The following is a 20,609-nucleotide window of genomic DNA, read 5'->3' as shown; positions in this document are numbered from 1 at the left end:
ATTTTATTAAATAGGATTTTAGCTGCACAGTATAAAGAGTAATTGTAAAGTTTAAAATTTGAATTATTTGTTATATTGTCTTGTTGCAGCGATTATTAAGGAGGTTTTATGTTCTTTTATAGGGTTGATTATATAACTATAATAAGAATTATTGTTTTAGTTCTACTTTGCTAGTAACAAATGTTTGCTTTTGAGAAGCCGAGTGTATTAGAAAAACTAATAAATGCATCACTTGATATTTTTGGGTGTGTTGATAGCAGCGGTTGTTTTGTTTTTGTAAGTGATGCAGTTAGTTACGTTTTAGGCTATAAAAGCGAAGCGTTACACGGTAAACATTTTTCCTCTTTTCTGCACCCAGACGATGTTGCGCGCACAAACCAATTCTTTAATGAGGTTCTTAGCCTGTCTCACGAGGTTAACTTCAGTAGTCGGTGTATTCATAGTGAAGGCTATACAATTCACATATTCTGGTCAGTTATTTGGATAGAGGACAAAGACATACTGTATTTTGTGGGGCGGGATGTAACAGACCAAAAGCTCGGCATACAGCAACTACAGGAAAAAGATGAACTGCACAGGGCATTGGTAGAACATGGCACCGATATGCTTGCCTTGTTCGATGAAAATGTAAACTTCACTTATAGCGGCGGATCAACTGAACGTATACTTGGGTATACTGCAGAAAGCCTGATGGGAATAAATGCCTTTTCACTTATCCATCCGGATGATGTAGAGATGGTGCAGGAGAAACTTGTTCAGGCTTTAGAATCAGAAGAACAGGTTACAATTTCGGATTTCAGGTTCTTGCATATCAACGGGGAGTGGAGGCGCCTTGAGACCTGTCTTAGCAATCAGTTGCATAATCCTGCTGTAAAAGCGCTTGTTACCAGTTCCCGTGATGTAACAGAGAAGTATAGAAACAGGCAGCGGCTTATCGAAAGTGAGCAGCGATTCAAATCCTTGTTTGAGTATAACCCGGATGCGGTTTTCGTAGAGAATCGTGAGGGGCTGATCCTGGAGGCGAATCAGGCCGCAGAGCAACTACTCGGTCTTCCGAAGCACGAAATACTGTTTAAGCCTATTTTTGGTTTTCTTCCACCTGAGGCGGTTGCTGTCTGCGACAGACACTTAGCGGATGCTTTTAACGGAAATACTGTAAAGTTTTTGCTTAAGTCAGATTTTGAAGATGGGAAGTTAGTGCTGGAAGTTACCAAAATTCCGGTTAAGGTTAATGGCGAGGTATTGGCTGTTCATAGTATAGTAAAGGATATTACGGCTGCAACAAACTATCATGAGGCAGTAGAGCAGCACGCTAAAAAGCTTACCACTATTTTTGAAAGTATAACAGATGCCTTCTGTACCATTGGCCGTGACTGGAAGTATACGTACGTTAACAGCGAATTCGAACGCCTGACCAACCATAAAAAAGAGGAGTTCGTAGGCAAAAGCTTTTTCGAACTATACCAGGACTCGTCAAGCGAGATCTTCTATAAAAACTACCTCTATGCCATGCAAACAGGTTGCAGCGTGCATTTTGAAGCCTATTCACAAGAGTATGGCATATGGTTGAGTATACGGGCTTTCCCATCAGAAGAGGGGCTTTCTATTTACTTTAATGATATAACAGAAAGAGTAGAGGTGCAGCGAGAACTGCAGCAGCTCTCGCTGGTAGCAAGGCACTCGACAAACGGTGTTATTATTACAAACGCAGCGCGTACGGTTGAGTGGGTAAACGACAGCTTTACAAGGCTTACTGGGTATACCCTGGAAGAGGCTTTAGGCAAAGTGCCGGCTGAGCTGTTGCAGGCACAGCACAAAGACCAGCATCCACTAGAAGCAGTAAAAGACGAAATGCTCCGGGGGGTTCCTATTTCTCGGGAGGTATGCAGCCGCCGCAAAGATGGGAAGAGCGTTTGGTTTTCTGTTCAGGTAAACCCTGTGTTCGGGGAGCAAGGCGAGATTGTAAAGTTTGTTACCATACTTACAGATATAACAGAGCGCATAAAATCCCAGCAAGAGCTCGAAATGCTTTCGTTGGTTGCCAGTGGCACCGACAATGCTGTGATTATTATGGATGTTGAAGGGCTTACAGAGTGGGTAAACGTCGGCTTTACGAAAATGACCGGATTTACCATTGCCGAAATGGCCGGTAGAAAACCTGCTGAAGTACTGCGTGGCGAAGAAACAGAAGACATTACCTTAAGAAAGCTCTGTGAAAAGCTGCGGGAAGGAGTACACTTTAACGTAATGATAGCCTACTACCGCAAGTCAGGTGAAAAATTCTGGGCTTCAGTAGATACTACGCCTATCTGCGATAAAAACGGAAATGTTACAAGGTTTGTAGCTATACAGAAGGACATTACCTTCAGAAAAGAAGCAGAGGAAAACCTGCTAAAAATGACGCAGGACCTTAACCGCCAGAACACAGACCTGCAGCAGTTTACCTACATTGTTTCGCACAATCTGAGAGCCCCGGTTGCAAATGCAATAGGACTAGCGAACCTGCTCACAAAAGTAGGCAAAGATAGTGCGCTTTATGATGATTCCCTGGCGCATCTGAAGCAAAGTGTGGAGCAATTGGATATTGTTTTGAAGGATATGAACACAATCCTTAGTGTGCGTGACGGACAGGGTAGCCTTGAACTGGAGAAGATACGTGTAAAACTAGTTGTAGAGCAGGCGCTCAATTCCTTGGAAGAGTCTTTAAAGCAGTGCGACGGCGAGGTGCTATTTCATATAGCCGATGACATCGAAGTTAAGGCCAACAAAGCTTATCTATATAGTATATTTTACAACCTGTTGTCTAATGCGATAAAGTATAGAGCAATAGATCGTAAGCTAAGAGTGGAGGTAAAATGCCAAGCCAGTCCAGATAAAGGAGTATTAATTTCTTTTTCAGACAATGGATCCGGCTTTGATATGGCCAAAGCCAAAGACAATGTTTTTAAACTGTATAAGCGGTTCCATAAAAACAAGAATGGCAGAGGCATTGGGCTTTACCTGATCAAAACACACTTAGAGGCGATGGGCGGTCAGATTGAAGTAACAAGTAAGACAGGAGTAGGAACAAGTTTCCAGATAATCATACCTTAACTAACATGAAAGCATTCGTCATTGACGATGATAAGCTTAGCGTTTTTCTAACGCAAAGTATACTAAATCTGGATGCCGCAACCCAGTGTGTAGACACATTCTTATCTGCAGAGGCTGCGTTAGACGCATTGGCAGCCCTTAAGGAGACTGATATGCCCGACGTGATTTTTCTGGATCTGAATATGCCGCTGATGGATGGATGGGATTTCTTAGATGCTCTAACTTCTGATAGGTTATATGCGGAGAAGGAGTTCAACATCTATGTACTAACCTCTTCACTGGATTTGTCGGATAGCGTGAAAGCAGAAACATATAGTATAGTTTCAGGGTTCTTACATAAGCCTATAAGCAGCGAAGATGTGAGCTTAATATACAGCCGTATTGAGTTACAGAAAAAGGCTGAGGTTAGGTAGCAGGCTGTACCTAAAGTCTCTGGCTAAATAAGTTATTGGGAGTAACCTAGCTGTACTATTGTTTTCGTGAAGATGGAGTGAATAAGAAGTTAAACTACTTTTTAAACTGTTCCAGCCATTCCAGCGCACTGGCCTTATCCGTAAACAGGCGGGTAGGGTTTTTGGGCCTGTTAACCATAATATAGAAATTGGCCATCATTTTAAAGGCAGATGAATTCACGATCAGTGCACTTGCCGAAATACCTTCATTTCCTTCTGTTGCAAAAAAATCACGTGCCTCCTTGGTAGAGCTTTTCATCTGTATAACATTTATCAGGCAAGGGTACACTCGATTATTCGTAAATTCCTTTCGGGTAAGGACGCATTCTTTCGCGATATCCAGATCCATATTTTCTATTCTTTTATAATAGACATGGAGGATACCTTCTTCTATAAACATACTGATGTAAGGTGTCTCTATTACTTCGCTCACATTCTTAAATTTTCCCATTTAATGTGTTGCTACTTCCAGGTAAGCAGTTTAGCAACATAGCCAAAGTTACTAAAATACCTTAATAATGGCTTTGCTTTAGCAATATCACAAATACGCTGTACTCTTTTGTTCAGATGATAACGATTCACATCATGTTCGTGGATAGCTGATTATTATTCGAAAGAAGATGAAAACCAATGGTTAAAAGTTTAAAAAGAGAAACTAAAGTACTTTAAGGCGAGGCAGGTGTGGCAACATTAATTTATCAAATTACAAGTACTAACAACAGTTATACTTTCCAGCAGATGAACCTGTCTGCGTTATTCAGCTGTTAAAAAAATAAAGAGTTATAACTTTGTAATATAACTCAATTAGGATATACTTGATAAAGCGGTGCAGGTATTAGGTAAGAAGGAACCCTGAGGAATGGATATTGAATAGTAAACAGGCTGCTAAATAAGTTGAGTATTTACCAGCTGTTAGGTATTGATCTCGGTTACTTATACTTCTACATTTTGCTTGATTCGCCACATCAGAATATAACAGAACGGCCATTGGCTGTTTATTAAGTAAAAGCTTGCGTGAAAGTTCTTAAAGAAAGAATAGAGGAGATAATTGCACTCATTGCCGAAGTAGCCAACGGAAACTTTGACTATCACTTAGACGTGTCGGACAATGGGGATGAGATGGATGCGGTGATCTCAGGCATTAGTATGTTGGGGCAGGAGCTGAAGAACTCAACTGTATCCAGGGATTTTATGCAAAGTATTTACCATGGCGTGGTAGATATGCTGCTCGTGCTTAACACTGATCTCACCATCCGGAACGTAAATGAGGCGTTTACAGAGGCAACTGGTTATAAGGAAACTGACTTGGTGGGTATTCATTTTACAAAGGTCTTCCCGCAAAGTAATAACACAAACCTAAGCACAGGCTTAGCTGCATTAGCCGAAAAAGGCAAAAGCCTGAACCTGGAGCTGTTACTTTCTACAAGTAAAGGCGATCAAATTACAACATCCTGCTCCCTATCGTACCTGATGAACAGCAGAAAGGAAAAAGATGGGGTGTTGATTGTTGCCAAGGATATTACGGAGCTAAAACAGAAAGAGCAGGAGCTGCAAGAAGCAAAAGAAAGAGCAGAGGCCGCCAACGAGGCTAAGAGTCTTTTCCTTTCAAGTATGAGCCATGAGATACGCACCCCGCTAAACGGGATCATGGGCTTCACGCATCTGCTGCAGGACACTTCCTTAGACCAGACGCAGGCACAGTATGTAAGCCTGATTAAAACCTCAGGGTCAAACTTAACCAAGCTGCTGAACGATATACTTGACCTGCACCAGATTGAACAGGATAGGATTTCTATCGATACTATTGCTTTTAACTTGCGCGAAACCGTTGCCTCCTATCTGGAACCATACAAGTATCTGGCTGAAGAAAAGGGTGTTACTTTTACCTATACAGTAGATGCTGCTGTACCGCGGGTTATGATAGGAGACCCAATACGACTGAATCAGGTGTTGGTAAATCTTGTAAGCAATGCCATTAAATTTACAGCGACAGGGAGTATAGCTGTGCACGGTGAGATGCAGACTTTAGATGAGCAGGAACAGACAGCCACCATAAAGTTTATAGTAACAGACACAGGCATAGGCATACCAGCAGAGAAACAGGAAGTTGTATTTGACTCCTTTACTCAGTCCGATCAAACCATGTCGCGGAAGTATGGCGGCTATGGTTTGGGGCTTGCTATCTGTAAAAAGTTGGTTACCCTAATGCAAGGCGAAATGGGAATCATAAGTCCACCGGAAGGGCAGAACAGTGGCACTACATTCTGGTTTACCGTACAGCTCAAGTATGAGCAGGAGAAAGAAGCCATACTTCCGGAAGAAGAACAGGCGGTGGTTAATTTTAAAGTGAATAAGCCAACGCAGATACTTGTAGTAGATGATAACCCAATAAATGTACTTCTGATGCAGGATGTGCTGGAAGGATATGGCGCCACTGTAACGACTGCACAAAATGGGGCAGAAGCCATTCAATTTGCTACAAGCAACTTATTCGACCTGATTTTTATGGATATTCAGATGCCCGGCGTTGATGGAATTGAGGCAACCCAAAGGTTAAGAAAAGGAAATGTTGCTAGCCCTATCATCGCGTTTTCAGCTAACGCCTACCAGGAGGACATTGTTAAAAGCCTTAGTGCAGGTATGAACGATCACCTCTGCAAGCCATTCACAGACAAAGAACTCATTTCTGTTCTCACAAAGTGGGTATAAGGCAGCAGCCCGCAATTAGCAGAGATTTATAAAGTTAGCTTGTCCAAATGAAAAAAGCCCCTGCCAGCGGCAAGGGCTTTTCTTCACCTTTATTCAAACACCATCAATTACTGGCCCCGAAGGGCATCATCGTTACTGATGGATTTCTTTGCCCGACGAGGCGCCTTGTTCTGCTCAAGCTTTCCAAACCTAAACTCAAGCGTGCCCCTGATACCCCGGGTGAAATTTATATTGCGCTCCATTTGCTCAAAAGTCGCAGTCTGGAGGTCATTGCGAACGCGCGTACCTTTCATGAAAGGGTTAGCCAGGTTTATACCGATGCCTCCGCGCTTGTTCAGAATCTCTTTGCGGAGCGTCATGTTATGATAATAGAAGGAGGCCATCTTGCCTTGCAGGGTTACTCTTCTGGAGTTAAAGCTGCCGTTAAATCGTGTTACCCATCCTTTACCCAATTCTATGCTTGTACTAGAGTTGATGTTATACATCCAGCCGGAGTTAGACAGATTGTTGCCGTTAAGGCTGGCATGGTATAAGTTCACGTTGCTGTTCACTGTCCATCCTTTTTTAGGCTTCACAGACCCATACACGTTTACCCCGTAGGTGGTGTTGCGGGCTATATTCTGGAAGGTGATAACAGTGGTGTCGTTGCGAAGGAAAGGATCAGTGGTGATGGCGTTATCGGTTATCCTGGCAAATAGACCCAAGTTAAAGCTAACTATATTGTTGTAAGTGCCATAGCTTAGGTCATAAAGATCTGTCAGTTCAGGATCCAGTTCAGGGTTGCCTTTTTGTATCACGTTTGGTGAAACAGCCTCTTCGTAAGGGTTAAGGAAAAACAGCTGCGGCCGCTGTATGCGCTGTGTATAATTAGCCCTGAAAGTATGCTTCTCCTTTAAAGTATAAGATAAGGCTACGCTAGGTATTAAGTTTTCATAGTCGGTTTCAAAGGCATTTTTCTGAGTTTTGAAATCAGCGTTTATGGCGGTTTGCTCATAGCGGGCACCCACTTTCACGTTCAGTTTTTTCTTCACCTGGAAACCGTATGTGAAGTAACCGGCATATACATCCTGGTTGTAAGAGAAGATATTATCTGAAGCAAGGATTCTGTCTGATTGCGGAAACTCGCTGAAATAAGATACATCACTGCTGGCAAAACGCTGTATTGTTTTAGCGCCTAACTCCAACATTGTTTTGTTCTCGAATGGATGGATATAGTCAGTTTGTAAAGTTAGCTCCTCGTTCTGGCTTTCGTTCAGGTTGCGCTGCAGGTAAGTTAGCTGCCCATCCTCGTTAAAAGCATCCTGGTTGGCTTGATTGTCAGCATTAAATTTTGAGTATAGCGTAAGTATACTAAACTCCTGTTGAGGTTTTTTAAAGGTGCGCAGATAATCAAGGTTCAGGTCGTATCCCAGCGAGTTGGATTTACTTACCACATCTACATCAGACTCACTAAGCAAATCACCCGCTCTGGATTCTGTTACCTGCTGGTCGTTTTTGACATAGTTGTAGCCGCTGTTAAACCGTACACCACCGCCTAAGCTGTTTCTTTCGTTCAGGTCCACATCAAAGCCCAGAGCCGGGTTAATGAAGCCGCTGCGGTTGCGGGTTTTACCGCTTTGGCGCAGCAGTGTATTGTTGACATAACTCAGACGCTCCAGCAAGGTTGTGCCGTTGTTGTAAAACTGGTTGGTACCAATGCTCGAGTTAATGCCGAACTGCTTCTGGCGGTAGTTTAGGTTAGCATTGCCAATTGTGGATACATTGCCAGGGGTTATGTAACCGCCTCCTGTTACACCCTGCAACGTGTTCTTTTTGGTAATAATGTTGATGACACCGGCTGTTCCTTCTGCATCATACTTTGCCGAGGGGCTGGTGATCACCTCCACCGATTTTATAACGTCTGCGGGTATCTGGCGCACAGCGTCTGCTACACTCCCGGCCATGATAGAGGAGGGCCTATTGTTAATAAGTACCATAATGTTAGAGCTGCCGCGCATCTGTACGTTTCCGTCGCCATCAACTGTCAACATGGGCACGTTGCGCAGCACATCAGCCGCCGTGCCTCCCTTTGTAGAAATATCCTGGTCTGCGTTGTACACCAGGCGGTCAACCTTTTCTTCTATCAGCGGCTTCTGCCCGGTTATTACTACTTCTTTTAGTTGTTTGGCATCAGGCGTAAGTGTAATCACATCCACCTTTACCTCACCCTTGTCAGATGCTAGTATAACCTCATCAACAACCTTCTGCTGGTATCCTAAGAACGAAACCTGCAGTTTATACTTGCCGGCTGTTAGCTTATCAAGTATAAAATTGCCTTTCTCATCTACAATGGTGCCGTTCAGTACTTTGCCGGTAGTAGCATCTAGCAAGGCGACAGTTGCAAACTCAACGGCGGCCTTTGTGTTGGCATCGAGCACAGTGCCGGTTATGCGGGCATTGCCTTGTGGTATACTTTGCTGTAGTGGTGCACTAACCTGCGCCTGCGCAATGGCAGGAGCTGCAAAGGTTAGTGGTAGTAGATAGAGTAATCTTTTGATCATAAAGTAGAGGTTAGTAGTTAGCGCTTTGGTAGTATTTTAGCATACTTGGTAGATGCGGCTTACCAACAAGTATGCCATTAGGTATATATTTGATTAGTAGGTGTTTATGTGCTATAGGCATCTGGGACCTCTTAAAACTTGTTCGTATTCGTGCATCTGGTGTTTGAAATCGGACAGAAGCGGGTTAAAACGCTCATTTTTCATCTAAATTCACATGCCTACAGAGGCAGGTTAATTCAAAAAGCTGCATCAGCGACCGGTATTTTATTGCTAATTCTAAAATAGCAGCAAAGAAAAAGCCTCTCCTGTTCGGGAGAGGCTTTAGGTAGATAGTAGATAGGTAGTTATGCTTTGGTAGTCTTATCCTACACCGTTACCCTCGCCTTGTTTCGCATCGTCGTTACGGATGGATTTTTTACGGCGTGGTGGTTTCTGCTGCTCCATTTTGCCAAAGTTGTAGTTGAAGCTTACACGTGCGCCACGGTTAAAGTTGTTGATGCGCATGTGCTGCTCGTAAGCGCTTGGGTTAGTAGGTGTTTTTGGAGCAGTTACATCATTCTTCATGCGCATATTCTCACGGAATGGGTTGTCCAGGCCAAGGCTGATACCACCTTTCTTGTCAAACAGCTCCTTTTTAATAGCAAGGCTGTGGTAAGAGAAGGCTGCAAATCTGCCTAGCAACTGAATACGCTGTGAGTTGAAACCACCATTGAACTGAGCGCTTATTCCCTTGCCAAAGTTATAAGAAGAGTTTGCGTTAATGTTGTACATCCAGCCATTGTTGCTGTTGTAGGCACTCTTCAGGTTTACGTAGTAGATGTTTGAGCTACCACCGATGGTCCAGTTGTTGGTAGGCTTTGTATTACCGAACAAGCTCACGCCATATGTTTTGTTTTTAGCAATGTTCTGGAATGTCAAAAGTGTAGCTTGTCTTTCAGTTCCGTCTGCCTCTGTTACGTTTATGAGCGTAGCAATCGGCTCAATCGCATTGTCTGTCTGGCGCACATAACCTGTTATGTTGATAGATGTTGTTTTAAAGAAGGTGCTGTAGCCTACCTCATACAGGTCTGTTAATTCTGCATCCAGGTTAGCATTTCCTTCCACGAATGTGTTGGATGTTTGCTGCTGGCGGTAAGGGTTCAGGAAAAACATAGAAGGACGCTGAATACGCTGCGTGAAGTTTGCCTTGAAAGTATGTTTTTGGTTCAGGCTGTACGACAAAGCTACACTTGGAATAAAGTTTTCGTAATTGGTAGCGTAGTCTTTATCGTTACCCACTAGGTCAGCGCTGATGTCGGTATACTCATAACGCCCGCCAAGTTTCACATTCAACTTCTTTTTAAGCGTTAAGCCGTACGTCATGTAAGAAGCATAAACATCCTGCTGATAGAAGAACTTGTCAGTGCTGGTTGCTTCAGGTCTGTTAATAAAGATGTCACGGTAAAAAGCGTCACTCTCCACATCACGGAAAATAGTCTTAGCGCCTATTTCAAACATGGTCTTGTTCTTGAAAGGGTGCGTGTAATCTGCCTGGAAAGTCAGTTCCTTGTTGGCTCCGTCGTTAGTGTTGCGCTTCTGCTGGAAAGCAGGTTCGCCCTGGTTATGCAGGTCCTGGTTTATGTTGTTCTCCGTGTTGGTAACCGAGTAGAGAGATAGTAATGCCAACTCCTGCCCCGGATTCTTGAAACTGTGAGTGAAGTCCAGGTTATAGTCTGTACCAATACGCTGGTTGCGCATCAAAATGTCATTCAGGAAATTCTCTGTTCTGAAAGCGTTTTTAGAATTTACTTCCTGGTCATTAGTAACCCTAAACTGTCCTCCGTTGCTACGGATACCGCCTGAAAGGCTGTTCTTTGGATTAAAGTCGTATTCAAAGCCAAGCTGTCCGTTCATAAAAGCACCTCTAGGGCGTGTTTCGCCACGCTGGAAGTTGTAAGAGCTTTCATCAAAAGTTGTCGTCGGGTCGTCAAAACCGATGAACTCGTTGGTCATGGTGCCTTTGTTGTAAAACATGTTGCCACCAAAGTTACCGTTGATGCCCAGCTTGCCACGGCGAACATTCAGGCTAGCGTTGCCGTTGCTTCCGCGTGTACCTACACCAAGTGCAAGAGAGCCAGTTACTCCTTGTAAGCCACCGTCTTTTTTCGTGATGATGTTGATGATGCCGGCTGTACCTTCTGCGTCATATTTGGCAGATGGGCTGGTGATTACTTCAACTGATTTTATCTGATCGGCCGGGATCTGCTTTAATGCTTCGGCAAGGTTACCGGCAAGTATAGCCGATGGCTTGTTGTTAATAAGCACACGTACGTTGGAGCTGCCGCGCAGCTGCACATTGCCATCGTTGTCTAAAGACAGGGAAGGTACTTTCTGAAGTACGTCAGAGGCGTTGCCGCCAGCATTTGTAAGGTCTTTGTCGGCGTTATAAACAGTGCGGTCAATTTTCTCTTCTACAAGTGGTTTCTCGCCTGTAATTACTACTTCACTTAATTTTTTAGCGTCAGAGGCAAGCGATACAGAGCCAATGTTTATATCAGCGTTGTCTGACGTAACATTTACATTCTCAATTGTCTGCAGCTTGTAGCCCAGGAACGAGACGTTTAGCTTGTACTGGCCTGCTGCTACCTTTGTGATAGAAAATTTTCCTTTCTCGTCGGCCATGGTGCCGTCTATCGGCTTGCCGGTTGCCACGCTGATCAGGGCTACAGTAGCAAACTCAACAGGCTTGTTTGTTTCAGCATCTAGGATAACACCGCTAATTTTGGCGTTTCCTTTTGGAGCCGTGGTGCCAGGCATGCCTGCTGCCTGTTGCTGTGCCGGACGTGCCTGCTGAGCAGATGGAGCCTGAGCAAACGCAGGTGCTGCTGTACTTAAACCCAGCAACAGTAATAGTACGTGTTTCTTCATAGTTTTTGCAGGAAAAGAATGTTTGTAGATAGTCTGTAATTTTGTCGTCATAAATCCTAATGAGCAATTTTATACTGCCTCATGATACAAAGTAATATTGCTTTTTTGAGCTGCTAAAACAGAATATACCAATACATAGCATTTATATATGAATAGTCATAAGTAACCGATAAGCTGTTAGTAGGTAGATAATGGGGTTTAATCGGTGGATTGAGACGGTTATAGAAGAAGGGTAGTATTTTGGTATAAAGAGGGAGAGATGGTTTCTCTATACTTTTATGCAAGTATAAAAACAGAAACTGCCTTCCCGTGAAAAGAAGGCAGTTTTAGCTACTTTACAATTGATATAGTTTGATCAGGCTGCCAAATTTGCCACATACTTTACCAATGAGCGCTTGGCTATAGGAAGCAGCGAATTCTCCAGGGGCACAGGAATTTTAGACACCACTGCAAACGTAGCAGGGTTTGGCAGCTCCTGCCGCTCACGCAGCAACTGCACTTTTAGATTTTCGTGGGTGAGGGCCAGGCCGCGCCGCACTGTTTGCAAATGGCGGGTGTTGATGCCACGGTACTTTTCATAGGTGTTTTCAAAAACTGTAATGCGGTAAACGTATACTTGTGTCTCTTTGCTCGGGAAAGCCTCTAAGAAAAGATAGCCTTCATCGTGGTAAATCGGGGTGATGCCAACAGGGCTGATCTCGATGTGCCGCTCCACAAAATCGTATAGTTCTTTACCCGACTCTACAGCCTCACCGAAGAGTGGCGCCGCATACTGCACTATCTCCTCAATCTGCTGCATGGTTTCGTCGTCTTCCACTATCTTCTCATACACCAGTTCCAGCTTCTCAAAATCGGCGCGGCTGATGCGCTGCGGGAAAGACTCATACACCAGCTTTTTGTGCTCCTTTACTTGCAGCAGGTTGCGGTAATGCATGATCAGATCAGAGAAGACGGGGTAGAGGCGCTGATGTCCAAATTCTTCTTTTGCTGCCTGCAGGTAGGCCAGCAGCAGGTACTTTTTGTACTCAAAATCTATCAATCCTTCGGTTAGCCAGTTGATGGGAAGGGTGTTCATAAGCCTTCAACTTTAAGATTAATGTTATTTATTCCAGAAAAGGGCCAGCTAACTTAGGCCATCGTTCTTTCCAATTTATACAGAAAAATGGAGCTCACTGTTTCTTCTAAGATGGAGGTATATAACCCGTTTTAGGAAATATTGCTTTAACAAAAGGAGAAGCCTTACGTTATATGGCATTACAATGTGGATGGGCAAAAAAGCAGCATTCTGGTTGTACAAACCCATTGGAAAGCAAACCTATAATAAGACTTATGAACTACACAGAGAATTACGAAGGTATAAAGTTAGATGTACAGGCCGTAGATATCGAGATATCGGATGCAATACAGGAGAGCATCCGTAAAAAGATAGCCAAGCTAAAACGGCACGCCAAAAAGATAGATTCGATAGACGTTTACTTTAAAGAAGAGGCGAACCAAGCAACAAACACGAAAAGTGTGCGCATGCGCGTTGGCGTGCCTGGTAACGATGTGTTTGCCCAGGACGAAGGTGATAATTGGTATCAGCTTCTGGATAACGTGGAGGATAAACTGGTACGCCAGCTACAGAAGAAATAAATCATACTTGGTTTAAGAGCAAAAGGCGCTACTGTTCAGTAGCGCCTTTTTTATTTTACCAGGAATAAAGCCTTGGTTCAAGCTAGTATACTTTCTTTAGAGATAGAAGGATAGAGAGTTTAATATGTCAAAAGCTCCTATTTAGGATTATTAACTTTAACAATACTCGCTAATCTATCATATCTCCAAGATCACTCACCCCCAAGGTAAACCAAACGATGGCAATACCGAGTATGATTTTTACCAATAGCGGAATACTGAAGCCGAACCTATTTCTGAGTAGTGTGTTTACTGGCGGAAAATAGACCAAAGAAAGCAGCAGAAAAACTAACCCCGGAATTACATGAACCAAAAATATATTCAATGCCCCTATCAATAAGACAACAGTACCAAATACCCAGTTAACAAGTTGCAGTGGAAAGAACCTCCTTTTAATGCCTGTACTCATTAGCTTGCGGCGAATGGGGTTCCGAAGATGCCAACAGCAAGCTCAGCCCAAACTAGGAAGAATGCCAACAGAATAAGTGCGATGATGAGTAAGTGATAGTCTCTGTTCTTTATTCTTCTCACCGCGAACTCAGCTGCGAATCCAGTACTTAGCAGAAGGATACCCATCAAAATAAAATCAAACAGCTTCCAGTTAACTTCATCTGTAAACTGCATCGCTATCAAAGGTATAGCTAATATCATCGCTACGGCGAGCACAATGCCTGTGAATGTTTTGCTTTGCGTAATCACAATTTTTATGCGTTAGTTGATTGTATTTCAAATAGTTAATGAATCAGAAGTTCTTCAGCATCAGTTCTATTTTGTCAAACAGTTCGCCTACACCTAATGCTGTCCAAAGAATAAAGGCTCCTAGCAAGACTTTTGCTAGTAATGGGATTGGCCTGCCAACGATTCTCTCAACAAAAGCAGCCACCGGCGGGAAATAAACTAACGCTAGCAGAAAGATGAAGATGCCATAAAACGGGTCGTTACCCCAGAACATGTTAATGATACCGATTGCTATGGCAATTAAGCCGAACAGCGAACTTGCTATACTTCCAATGTTTAATGTCTTTTCCATAATATTATATGTTATTCTTAAATTTTTTAATGTCTGTTGATTGGTTTATTTAAAGCCGAAAAGCAATGGGAATAGAAATACGACGATGATTGTCCAGACAAAGTACACTGGGATATACAGCACAATGGATCTGCCTACCTCTGTGATTACCGCCTTCTTCGTAGCTGCCTTAAATAACATTACTGTTACAAGCAGCAGGTGAATAAGAATCAATACATTGGCACCCAGCACGGCTACTCTGTTAGGCGTTATACCCCATTCCGAGATCCGGAAAGAGATAGCCGACAATGCAATGCCATTTACTACGATAGTAACCACCGACAACAGCAGCAGCACCCACACACCAGATATAGATTTTTCTTTGGTAGAGCTCTCCGCAACAGAGAAGAAGATCAGAGCCATTACACCAATCAACAGCACGTTAAACAGGAGCAGAAACTCCCTGTCGTTGTAGGGGTCTTTGCCCGAAATAATAATAGCTCCCAGGTACACGATCAGCATGACTAACACCAATGGGCTGAACAGCTTGGCGATGATAGGGGATACCTTGTTTACCAGTTGCGGATTGGTTTGGGTGAGATAAGTGGCCACTATAGGAACTGCAGGCAAGCCAAATGCTACGATATACTCAAAGTAGAACTCCTCTATCTGCAAACCGATCAGCTGGAATAACCCGATCGTAATGCCCGTCATCAGTACTCCGGCTATCACCAGCAAGGCCGACATAACAGCCAGGTCGCCGTTAAAGCGCAGGTAGCTAAGGCGCATTTTGTAGTTGCTGAGCTCATCGCCTACATATGATACACCAAGTATAACCCACAGCAGCAAAGGCAAGTGTATGCAGGCTAGTATAAGGGTGTCGCTGTTGTTGTTTGGCAAAAAGTTGATGTATACTACGCAAACAGCTACAGCAAATCCTATAAAAGCTACCCTGGTATCTGGTAGTTTGTTTTTCCAGGCGAAATAGGCTGCTAGAAACGGGAACACCAGAAAACCTATATTGCGTGGGTAAAAGAATTCTTCGCTGATAGGGAAGATAGCCGGCAGTTTGGCAAGTATACCCGCTATTAATGCAGCAATTACAACGAACACAAACTCTTTACCGGTACCCCACGAAATCTCCTCTGATTCGTAGTTTAGTCTTTCGTGCCAGAAGTCGGCAAGGGTATTGCCACTAAGTTGAGGGTAAAGGCCGCTGAACTCCTGTTTAAAGCTTGCCTTGTTTGTCCGGTACAACTTCTCGAGCTGACCGGGGTTTTGCATGTTGGAAAGTATTTGATCGCGCATGGCTTTTTTATTTAAATGCTGATGATATTGTCTCAGGTATAGTTTTCTTCTAGTTGTTAGTCCCAGTGGCCGGTTGCATGTAGCCCGGCAACCAAACTGAGCCACAGTAACAGGATGTAAAACAATGTGCTGGTGATATTCGCATAAGCCTTTGCCCAACTCCCCTCTACTCGCAAATGATTCATGAAGCAACAATAGATGCCGCCTAAGGCACCTCCAACTGACATGGTGAGCATGGGTATAATGACCCAAACACCATAGGCTATGTCTTCTAAGGCCAACATGAAAATCAGCAGCAACACCAGTGCAATACCAGCACCTGCCAATGCACCTCTGCAAATACCCCTGTAATTCAGACTATGCTGTTGTTCTGTTCTTGTCCTCATACTAGTAATCCTTAATGTGATCATATTTAATTTACGTCTAAAGTACTTTGAAATGCAAAGTAAAAAGGTAAAAAAATTATCCGGTTGGCCGGTTATTTAAAATTAACTGCTCCAGAGCATTTAAGTGGTTCTTAAAAGCTTCGCGGCCAGCATCGGTAGCATGGTAAGTAGTATTAGGTTTACGCCCGATAAACTGCTTCTCCACGCGTAGGTAGGCTGCTTCTTCCAATGCCCGGAGGTGGCTGGCCAGGTTTCCGTCAGTAAGCTGGAGGGTGTCCTTCAGCGTACTGAAATCAACCGAATCCTCTACCATCAGCACGGACATAATGCCAAGCCGCGCCCTGCTCTCGAAGGCTTTGTTAATATTTTCTAGATACTCTTTCACAGGTCTGCTAGCGTTCGTATTTAAAGTACACCAGCGCACCATATACTATGTGCAGCATTCCAAAGCCTACTGTCCAGAGCGTTAGCCCATAGGCCACAAAAATGCTGGCGATCAAGCCAAGTATAATCTCAATAATTCCAAGGTAGCGTATATCGCCTAATGTATACTTGCTGCTATGTAGCAGCGCCAAACCATAAAACACCAACATAGCCGGTGCCACAAGAAACAAAAGGTTGTGGTAAATAAGTATGGCACAAAAAGCACCTCCGGTGGCCAGGGGTATAGCCAGGTTCAGGAGCAACCGCTTTGACTGGTTATCCCAGGTGCGGTGGTTCCTTTTGCGGGTGTTACGAATCGTAAAGTAAGTAGCCGCACAAAAACCAAGTACAAGTACCGCTGCCGCAACGCCTAAAACAAAAAGTATGTTTTCCTGCGACATTTGCCTGCCCAGGTCATTGTAGTAATTGATGTTGTGCTGGCTGAAATACCATTTAACCACAGCTGCACCGGCAAGCGCCGACACGCCGGCAGCTACTCCTGATAACCCGCTCAGGGAAATAAAGCGGGAAGAGCGATCCATGATATTGCGGATTTCGCGTAGGTCGGCTAACTGGTCTTGCTGTTGATTCATGATAAAGCACTTTGAGTTTCAAAGTTAATCACAGTTTACGTAATGTCAAGTAGCATGGGTTAAAATATTTTTGTTTTTAAATACATAACTCTTCACAGCGGCCTCAGTTATACTTAACTAAACATAAACAGCGCATGGAAAACACTTATTACAAAAACAAGGCAGTACTTATAACCGGCGGTGCGCAGGGCATAGGACTTGGTATAGCCCAAGCTTTTGCCCGCGAGGGAGCAAAGGTAGTTATAACAGATGCGGACGAAGAAGCAGGCAAGGAAGCAGTAGATCGCCTGCAACAGCAAAAGCTGAACATAGAGTTTATAAAATGCGATGTGAGTGCCGAGCACGAGGTTGCGACATTGATGGAAAGCGTGGGGGAGAAGTATAAAATGCTGCATGTGCTTATCAATAACGCCGGAATTGCTGATCCCTTTATGGGAGACCTCGAGCAGATGCTGCTGTCGGAATTTGACAAGATACTGGGGGTAAACCTGCGTGGGCCGGTGTTGTGTACTAGGTATGCGCTTCCGCTTTTACGCAAGGCGGATCAGGCAGCTATACTTAACATTACCAGCACGCGCGCATTTATGTCGGAGCCCAACACCTTCGCCTATTCCGCATCCAAAGGTGGCCTGGAGGCGCTTACGCATTCGTTGGCCGTTAGCCTGGCAGAAGATAAAATAAGAGTAAACGCCATTGCACCGGGCTGGATAGAAACAGGAGACTGGCAAAAGAGCAGCCAGCGGTATCAGCCACAGCACAGCAAAGAGGATAAAGAACAACACCCGGCAGGCCGAGTAGGCACGCCAGAGGACATTGCAGAGGCCGCCCTGTTTCTATGCTCCGATAAAGCAGGGTTTATTACCGGCCAAAGTATTACCATTGACGGCGGCATGACCGTGAAAATGATCTATGTTTAGGATTTGAATTACATTTCCTTAGGCAACAAAGTTAGCGACAAGTATAAAGTCTTGGGTCTGATATATTACATCCAGATACTAGCTCGTGACTCAGAACTCTGAACTCGTAACTCTCAAAAGGTCTTCCGGGGTATCTATGCCGATGGTTTCGAATTCAGTGATGGCTGTGGCTATTTTGAAACCGTTCTCCAGCCAACGCAGCTGCTCCAGCGACTCGGCTAGCTCCAGGCCAGACGGTGGCAGCTGTGTGATCTGCTCCAGGATATCGGTGCGGTAGCCGTAAATGCCGATGTGCTTGTAGTAGGTGTGCTGCCTGTGCCAGATATCGTTGGGTACGTTGCGGCAGTAGGGGATAGGTTGGCGGCTAAAGTATAAAGCTTCTCCGGCTTTATTGATCACCACCTTCGGTGAGTTTACATTAAACAGCTCCTCCGGCGACGTTATCTTCTTAATTAAAGTAGCCAGCTGTGTTTGAGGAGTTCTAAAACAGCCTGCCACCAGGTTTATCTGCTCCGGCCTGATAAAAGGCTCGTCGCCCTGGATATTGATGACGTACTCGAAAGGCTGGTTGTACTGCTGGTAAGCTTCAAAACAGCGGTCGGTGCCGCTCTGGTGATGCTCGGCTGTCATGACAGCTTTGCCCCCAAAACTTTGCACATGGTCAAAAATTCGCTGATCGTCTGTGGCTACGAGTACTTCGGCGAGGTTGGCGCTTTTGGCCTGCTCATACACCCGCTGTATCATACTTTTTCCGCTGATGTCTATTAAAGGCTTGCCCGGAAAACGGGTGCTGGCATAACGTGCGGGTATGATTCCAAGTACTTCCATAGTTTATGTTTGATAGTTGATTTTATACTTGTCAAAGGTACGTAAGTGCAGGCATTTTAGCAGCGTGCCGTTTTCTTTTTCCTGCCATGGCGGCCCATCTGTATTACCTTTTCTATATAAGGAGAGGCTTCTGGTACTTTGCAGGAGGTTTGGCCCATATATACTTCTACTTTACCTATTGCTGCTGCTACAGCCCTGGCCTTTTCTGTTAATGCCGGAACAAATGAGCCCATGGCAATCACAAAGCCATTCATGGTGTAGCGTATTCTGTTGAGGCTGCTGTGTATATGCTGCTGTACAAAATCCAGTTGCTGGCTAAGGTAATCCAGGTCCAATTCGTGGTCTGGCTTAATGCCGCCCAGGTTAGATAATGTGGCCCACCCCGCTGTTACAAGCCTTTCGTTATCAGATTTGATCCACTCTTTGGCAAGCTCAAAACCATACTTGCTTTCCGATGCCACCCAAGCTACCGTATACTCGCTTAGCATGTACCAGTACGCCTGCTCTGCCCAACGCTGCAGGTCTTCTTTGGTCATGGCGGTTTCGTCGGCAATAAGGCCAGCCAAGTACATAGCATCAGAGTTGCCTGTTTCGTAAAGCTCCAGCGCCAGGGCGTGGTTCTTTTTGATCTTTTTCTGGATGGGCTTGAGATCGCCTACCCTTACTCCGAAAAAAGGTTCTTTAGCACCGTGCCTGGTAAGCGTATTCTTTGTGGTTTCGCAGCCCAGGCTGGCAAGCTGCTGCATAATGTCTGGCGTGGTCATAGGTATAAAATAAATGAGCCGAAGTATACTTACAATATACTTCGGCTCACCTGTATAACAAAAAACCTCTTACTTTTTTCTTATCTCCAGCAGCTTGGCAGAGTTTGCTTGATAAGAAACTTGGCAACCTGCCGGCACCTGCTTGTTGTAGTCTATCATTTTAACCTCTACGGGAGTGCCTTCCCATCCTGTTACCTTATATGTGTCCGGAATGTCGGCTTCGTTTGTTGGTTTATATTTTTTTTCGCCAACCATCAGAAAATAGCCGCAGCCATCAACTGCATAACTACCAGACCATCTAATTACACCGTCTACTGTTACTGTTGTATAGCAAGTCTCCTCTTTTTCGCAGCTGCTCAGGCTAAAGATTGCCAGCAGCATTAAACCGGTTAATATATGTTTTCCCATTTCTTCTAAGATGCTTTATTTAGAAGAGCCAGAATCTCGCTGTAAGGTTGCAAGGTGTTATACTTTTTACTTAGAGCGCTGTAACCGAAACTACACGTACCGCATCCATCACTCTTGGCTGGGGCAACATGCCGCATCGGCGGTCGATTTGGTCCTTCAGAGGCAGGTAAGTCAGTTTAACTTCAGAGCTCTCGCTTTCCTTGAATTTTGCGGGAATGGCATCTTCGTTTTCGGGCAAGTATGTTTTCCCGTCAATCTCTATTTCAAAGCCACAACCGTCTGCGGCAATCTCTCCAGACCAAAGCAGGGTGGCATTGGTGGTAATGGCTTCGTTCTCATCCTGTGGGGTGGTCTGGCAAGCTGACATAGTTAAGGCTGTAAGTATGATTACAAATAGGGGTGCTAGCTTCATTTTAATTATGAATTATGAATTATGAATTATGAATTATGAATTATGAATTATGAATTATGAATTATGAATTATGAATTATGAATTATGAATTATGAATTATGCTCACCTTGAGCAACAAAGGAAGTGACAAGTATAAAGTACTGCGGCCTGCACCTGACATCTGAATTCCAACTCGGCACTCAGAAC

At 44.2% G+C, this 20,609-nt stretch carries 19 protein-coding genes and 1 pseudogene; 6 read left to right on the top strand and 14 right to left on the bottom strand.

The genetic code is table 11. From position 1 onward, the window contains the following. Positions 1 to 180: 180 nt before the first annotated feature. The 3 genes and pseudogenes from H8S84_RS20355 to H8S84_RS06100 all read left to right on the top strand — a co-directional run. A pseudogene (locus tag H8S84_RS20355) lies at positions 181 to 477 on the top strand (PAS domain S-box protein); the annotation flags it as partial. Positions 478 to 510: 33 nt separating this feature from the next. Then, on the top strand, positions 511 to 3,093 hold the full coding sequence (locus tag H8S84_RS06105; RefSeq protein WP_317175427.1) for a PAS domain-containing sensor histidine kinase: 2,583 nt from the start codon (positions 511 to 513) through the stop codon (positions 3,091 to 3,093). 5 nt (positions 3,094 to 3,098) lie between these two features. Beyond that, a complete protein-coding gene (locus H8S84_RS06100; protein ID WP_187066353.1) occupies positions 3,099 to 3,506 on the top strand; it encodes a response regulator in 408 nt (135 codons plus the stop codon). A gap of 94 nt (positions 3,507 to 3,600) precedes the next feature. On the opposite strand, the gene H8S84_RS06095 is transcribed toward H8S84_RS06100, so the two are convergent. Next, on the bottom strand, positions 3,601 to 3,996 hold the full coding sequence (locus tag H8S84_RS06095) for a DUF7793 family protein (protein ID WP_187066352.1): 396 nt from the start codon (positions 3,994 to 3,996) through the stop codon (positions 3,601 to 3,603). A gap of 563 nt (positions 3,997 to 4,559) precedes the next feature. Here H8S84_RS06095 and H8S84_RS06090 point away from each other — a divergent pair. After that, positions 4,560 to 6,254, top strand: coding sequence for a PAS domain-containing hybrid sensor histidine kinase/response regulator (locus H8S84_RS06090; protein WP_187066351.1), 1,695 nt, complete (start codon positions 4,560 to 4,562; stop codon positions 6,252 to 6,254). A gap of 107 nt (positions 6,255 to 6,361) precedes the next feature. Here the strand turns inward: H8S84_RS06090 and H8S84_RS06085 are convergent, their stop codons facing one another. From H8S84_RS06085 to H8S84_RS06075, 3 genes are all read right to left on the bottom strand, one after another. Continuing rightward, a complete protein-coding gene (locus H8S84_RS06085) occupies positions 6,362 to 8,794 on the bottom strand; it encodes a TonB-dependent receptor domain-containing protein (RefSeq protein WP_187066350.1) in 2,433 nt (810 codons plus the stop codon). 360 nt (positions 8,795 to 9,154) lie between these two features. Further along, positions 9,155 to 11,701, bottom strand: coding sequence for a TonB-dependent receptor domain-containing protein (locus tag H8S84_RS06080; RefSeq protein WP_187066349.1), 2,547 nt, complete (start codon positions 11,699 to 11,701; stop codon positions 9,155 to 9,157). A 355-nt stretch (positions 11,702 to 12,056) separates the two neighbouring features. After that, positions 12,057 to 12,776 carry a hypothetical protein gene (locus H8S84_RS06075; RefSeq protein WP_187066348.1) on the bottom strand — a complete coding sequence of 240 codons (720 nt, stop codon included), beginning with the start codon at positions 12,774 to 12,776 and terminating at the stop codon, positions 12,057 to 12,059. 254 nt (positions 12,777 to 13,030) lie between these two features. Here H8S84_RS06075 and hpf point away from each other — a divergent pair, with 254 nt between their 5' ends. After that, positions 13,031 to 13,336, top strand: coding sequence for a ribosome hibernation-promoting factor, HPF/YfiA family (gene hpf, locus H8S84_RS06070; protein ID WP_187066347.1), 306 nt, complete (start codon positions 13,031 to 13,033; stop codon positions 13,334 to 13,336). 447 nt (positions 13,337 to 13,783) lie between these two features. On the opposite strand, the gene H8S84_RS06065 is transcribed toward hpf, so the two are convergent. The 6 genes from H8S84_RS06065 to H8S84_RS06040 all read right to left on the bottom strand — a co-directional run bounded on the left by H8S84_RS06065 (position 13,784) and on the right by H8S84_RS06040 (position 17,094). Next, positions 13,784 to 14,074, bottom strand: coding sequence for a hypothetical protein (locus H8S84_RS06065; protein ID WP_187066346.1), 291 nt, complete (start codon positions 14,072 to 14,074; stop codon positions 13,784 to 13,786). Positions 14,075 to 14,117: 43 nt separating this feature from the next. Beyond that, positions 14,118 to 14,405: a hypothetical protein gene (locus H8S84_RS06060; protein WP_187066345.1), complete on the bottom strand. Its 288-nt coding sequence runs from the start codon at positions 14,403 to 14,405 to the stop codon at positions 14,118 to 14,120. A 45-nt stretch (positions 14,406 to 14,450) separates the two neighbouring features. Continuing rightward, a complete protein-coding gene (locus H8S84_RS06055; protein ID WP_187066344.1) occupies positions 14,451 to 15,692 on the bottom strand; it encodes a hypothetical protein in 1,242 nt (413 codons plus the stop codon). Between the two features lie 56 nt (positions 15,693 to 15,748). Next, positions 15,749 to 16,078, bottom strand: coding sequence for a potassium transporter KefB (locus tag H8S84_RS06050; RefSeq protein ID WP_187066343.1), 330 nt, complete (start codon positions 16,076 to 16,078; stop codon positions 15,749 to 15,751). 76 nt (positions 16,079 to 16,154) lie between these two features. After that, positions 16,155 to 16,403 carry a winged helix-turn-helix domain-containing protein gene (locus H8S84_RS06045; protein ID WP_230407094.1) on the bottom strand — a complete coding sequence of 83 codons (249 nt, stop codon included), beginning with the start codon at positions 16,401 to 16,403 and terminating at the stop codon, positions 16,155 to 16,157. 67 nt (positions 16,404 to 16,470) lie between these two features. Further along, the gene (locus H8S84_RS06040; protein ID WP_187066341.1) at positions 16,471 to 17,094 is read right to left on the bottom strand and encodes a hypothetical protein; all 624 of its coding nucleotides are present in this window, start codon (positions 17,092 to 17,094) and stop codon (positions 16,471 to 16,473) included. A gap of 134 nt (positions 17,095 to 17,228) precedes the next feature. Between H8S84_RS06040 and H8S84_RS06035 the strand changes: the two genes are divergently transcribed. Then, a complete protein-coding gene (locus tag H8S84_RS06035) occupies positions 17,229 to 18,011 on the top strand; it encodes an SDR family NAD(P)-dependent oxidoreductase (protein ID WP_187066340.1) in 783 nt (260 codons plus the stop codon). Positions 18,012 to 18,101: 90 nt separating this feature from the next. Here H8S84_RS06035 and kdsB read toward each other — a convergent pair whose 3' ends face one another. The 4 genes from kdsB to H8S84_RS06015 all read right to left on the bottom strand — a co-directional run bounded on the left by kdsB (position 18,102) and on the right by H8S84_RS06015 (position 20,378). Next, entirely contained in the window at positions 18,102 to 18,839 is a 738-nt protein-coding gene (kdsB, locus tag H8S84_RS06030; protein ID WP_187066339.1) for a 3-deoxy-manno-octulosonate cytidylyltransferase, read from the bottom strand. 56 nt (positions 18,840 to 18,895) lie between these two features. Continuing rightward, the gene (locus H8S84_RS06025; RefSeq protein WP_187066338.1) at positions 18,896 to 19,603 is read right to left on the bottom strand and encodes a DNA alkylation repair protein; all 708 of its coding nucleotides are present in this window, start codon (positions 19,601 to 19,603) and stop codon (positions 18,896 to 18,898) included. A gap of 69 nt (positions 19,604 to 19,672) precedes the next feature. Next, entirely contained in the window at positions 19,673 to 20,011 is a 339-nt protein-coding gene (locus H8S84_RS06020) for a hypothetical protein (protein ID WP_187066337.1), read from the bottom strand. Between the two features lie 70 nt (positions 20,012 to 20,081). Then, positions 20,082 to 20,378 carry a hypothetical protein gene (locus H8S84_RS06015; protein ID WP_187066336.1) on the bottom strand — a complete coding sequence of 99 codons (297 nt, stop codon included), beginning with the start codon at positions 20,376 to 20,378 and terminating at the stop codon, positions 20,082 to 20,084. Between the last annotated feature and the right edge of the window lie 231 nt (positions 20,379 to 20,609).

This window comes from Pontibacter cellulosilyticus (genome assembly GCF_014306105.1).
Lineage (GTDB): Bacteria > Bacteroidota > Bacteroidia > Cytophagales > Hymenobacteraceae > Pontibacter > Pontibacter cellulosilyticus.
Note: the sequence above shows the minus strand (reverse complement) of the source record. Positions and strands in the feature narration are given on the sequence as shown.

Bases quoted from the DNA above. Each gene is read 5' to 3' on its own strand.
- H8S84_RS06100 (WP_187066353.1), top strand. From the start codon at position 3,099: ATGAAAGCATTCGTCATTGACGATGATAAGCTTAGCGTTTTTCTAACG.
- H8S84_RS06095 (WP_187066352.1), bottom strand. From the start codon at position 3,996: ATGGGAAAATTTAAGAATGTGAGCGAAGTAATAGAGACACCTTACATC.
- H8S84_RS06085 (WP_187066350.1), bottom strand. From the start codon at position 8,794: ATGATCAAAAGATTACTCTATCTACTACCACTAACCTTTGCAGCTCCT.
- H8S84_RS06080 (WP_187066349.1), bottom strand. From the start codon at position 11,701: ATGAAGAAACACGTACTATTACTGTTGCTGGGTTTAAGTACAGCAGCA.
- H8S84_RS06075 (WP_187066348.1), bottom strand. From the start codon at position 12,776: ATGAACACCCTTCCCATCAACTGGCTAACCGAAGGATTGATAGATTTT.
- hpf (WP_187066347.1), top strand. From the start codon at position 13,031: ATGAACTACACAGAGAATTACGAAGGTATAAAGTTAGATGTACAGGCC.
- H8S84_RS06060 (WP_187066345.1), bottom strand. From the start codon at position 14,405: ATGGAAAAGACATTAAACATTGGAAGTATAGCAAGTTCGCTGTTCGGC.
- H8S84_RS06055 (WP_187066344.1), bottom strand. From the start codon at position 15,692: ATGCGCGATCAAATACTTTCCAACATGCAAAACCCCGGTCAGCTCGAG.
- H8S84_RS06050 (WP_187066343.1), bottom strand. From the start codon at position 16,078: ATGAGGACAAGAACAGAACAACAGCATAGTCTGAATTACAGGGGTATT.
- H8S84_RS06045 (WP_230407094.1), bottom strand. From the start codon at position 16,403: ATGTCCGTGCTGATGGTAGAGGATTCGGTTGATTTCAGTACGCTGAAG.
- H8S84_RS06040 (WP_187066341.1), bottom strand. From the start codon at position 17,094: ATGAATCAACAGCAAGACCAGTTAGCCGACCTACGCGAAATCCGCAAT.
- H8S84_RS06035 (WP_187066340.1), top strand. From the start codon at position 17,229: ATGGAAAACACTTATTACAAAAACAAGGCAGTACTTATAACCGGCGGT.
- kdsB (WP_187066339.1), bottom strand. From the start codon at position 18,839: ATGGAAGTACTTGGAATCATACCCGCACGTTATGCCAGCACCCGTTTT.
- H8S84_RS06025 (WP_187066338.1), bottom strand. From the start codon at position 19,603: ATGACCACGCCAGACATTATGCAGCAGCTTGCCAGCCTGGGCTGCGAA.
- H8S84_RS06020 (WP_187066337.1), bottom strand. From the start codon at position 20,011: ATGGGAAAACATATATTAACCGGTTTAATGCTGCTGGCAATCTTTAGC.
- H8S84_RS06015 (WP_187066336.1), bottom strand. From the start codon at position 20,378: ATGTCAGCTTGCCAGACCACCCCACAGGATGAGAACGAAGCCATTACC.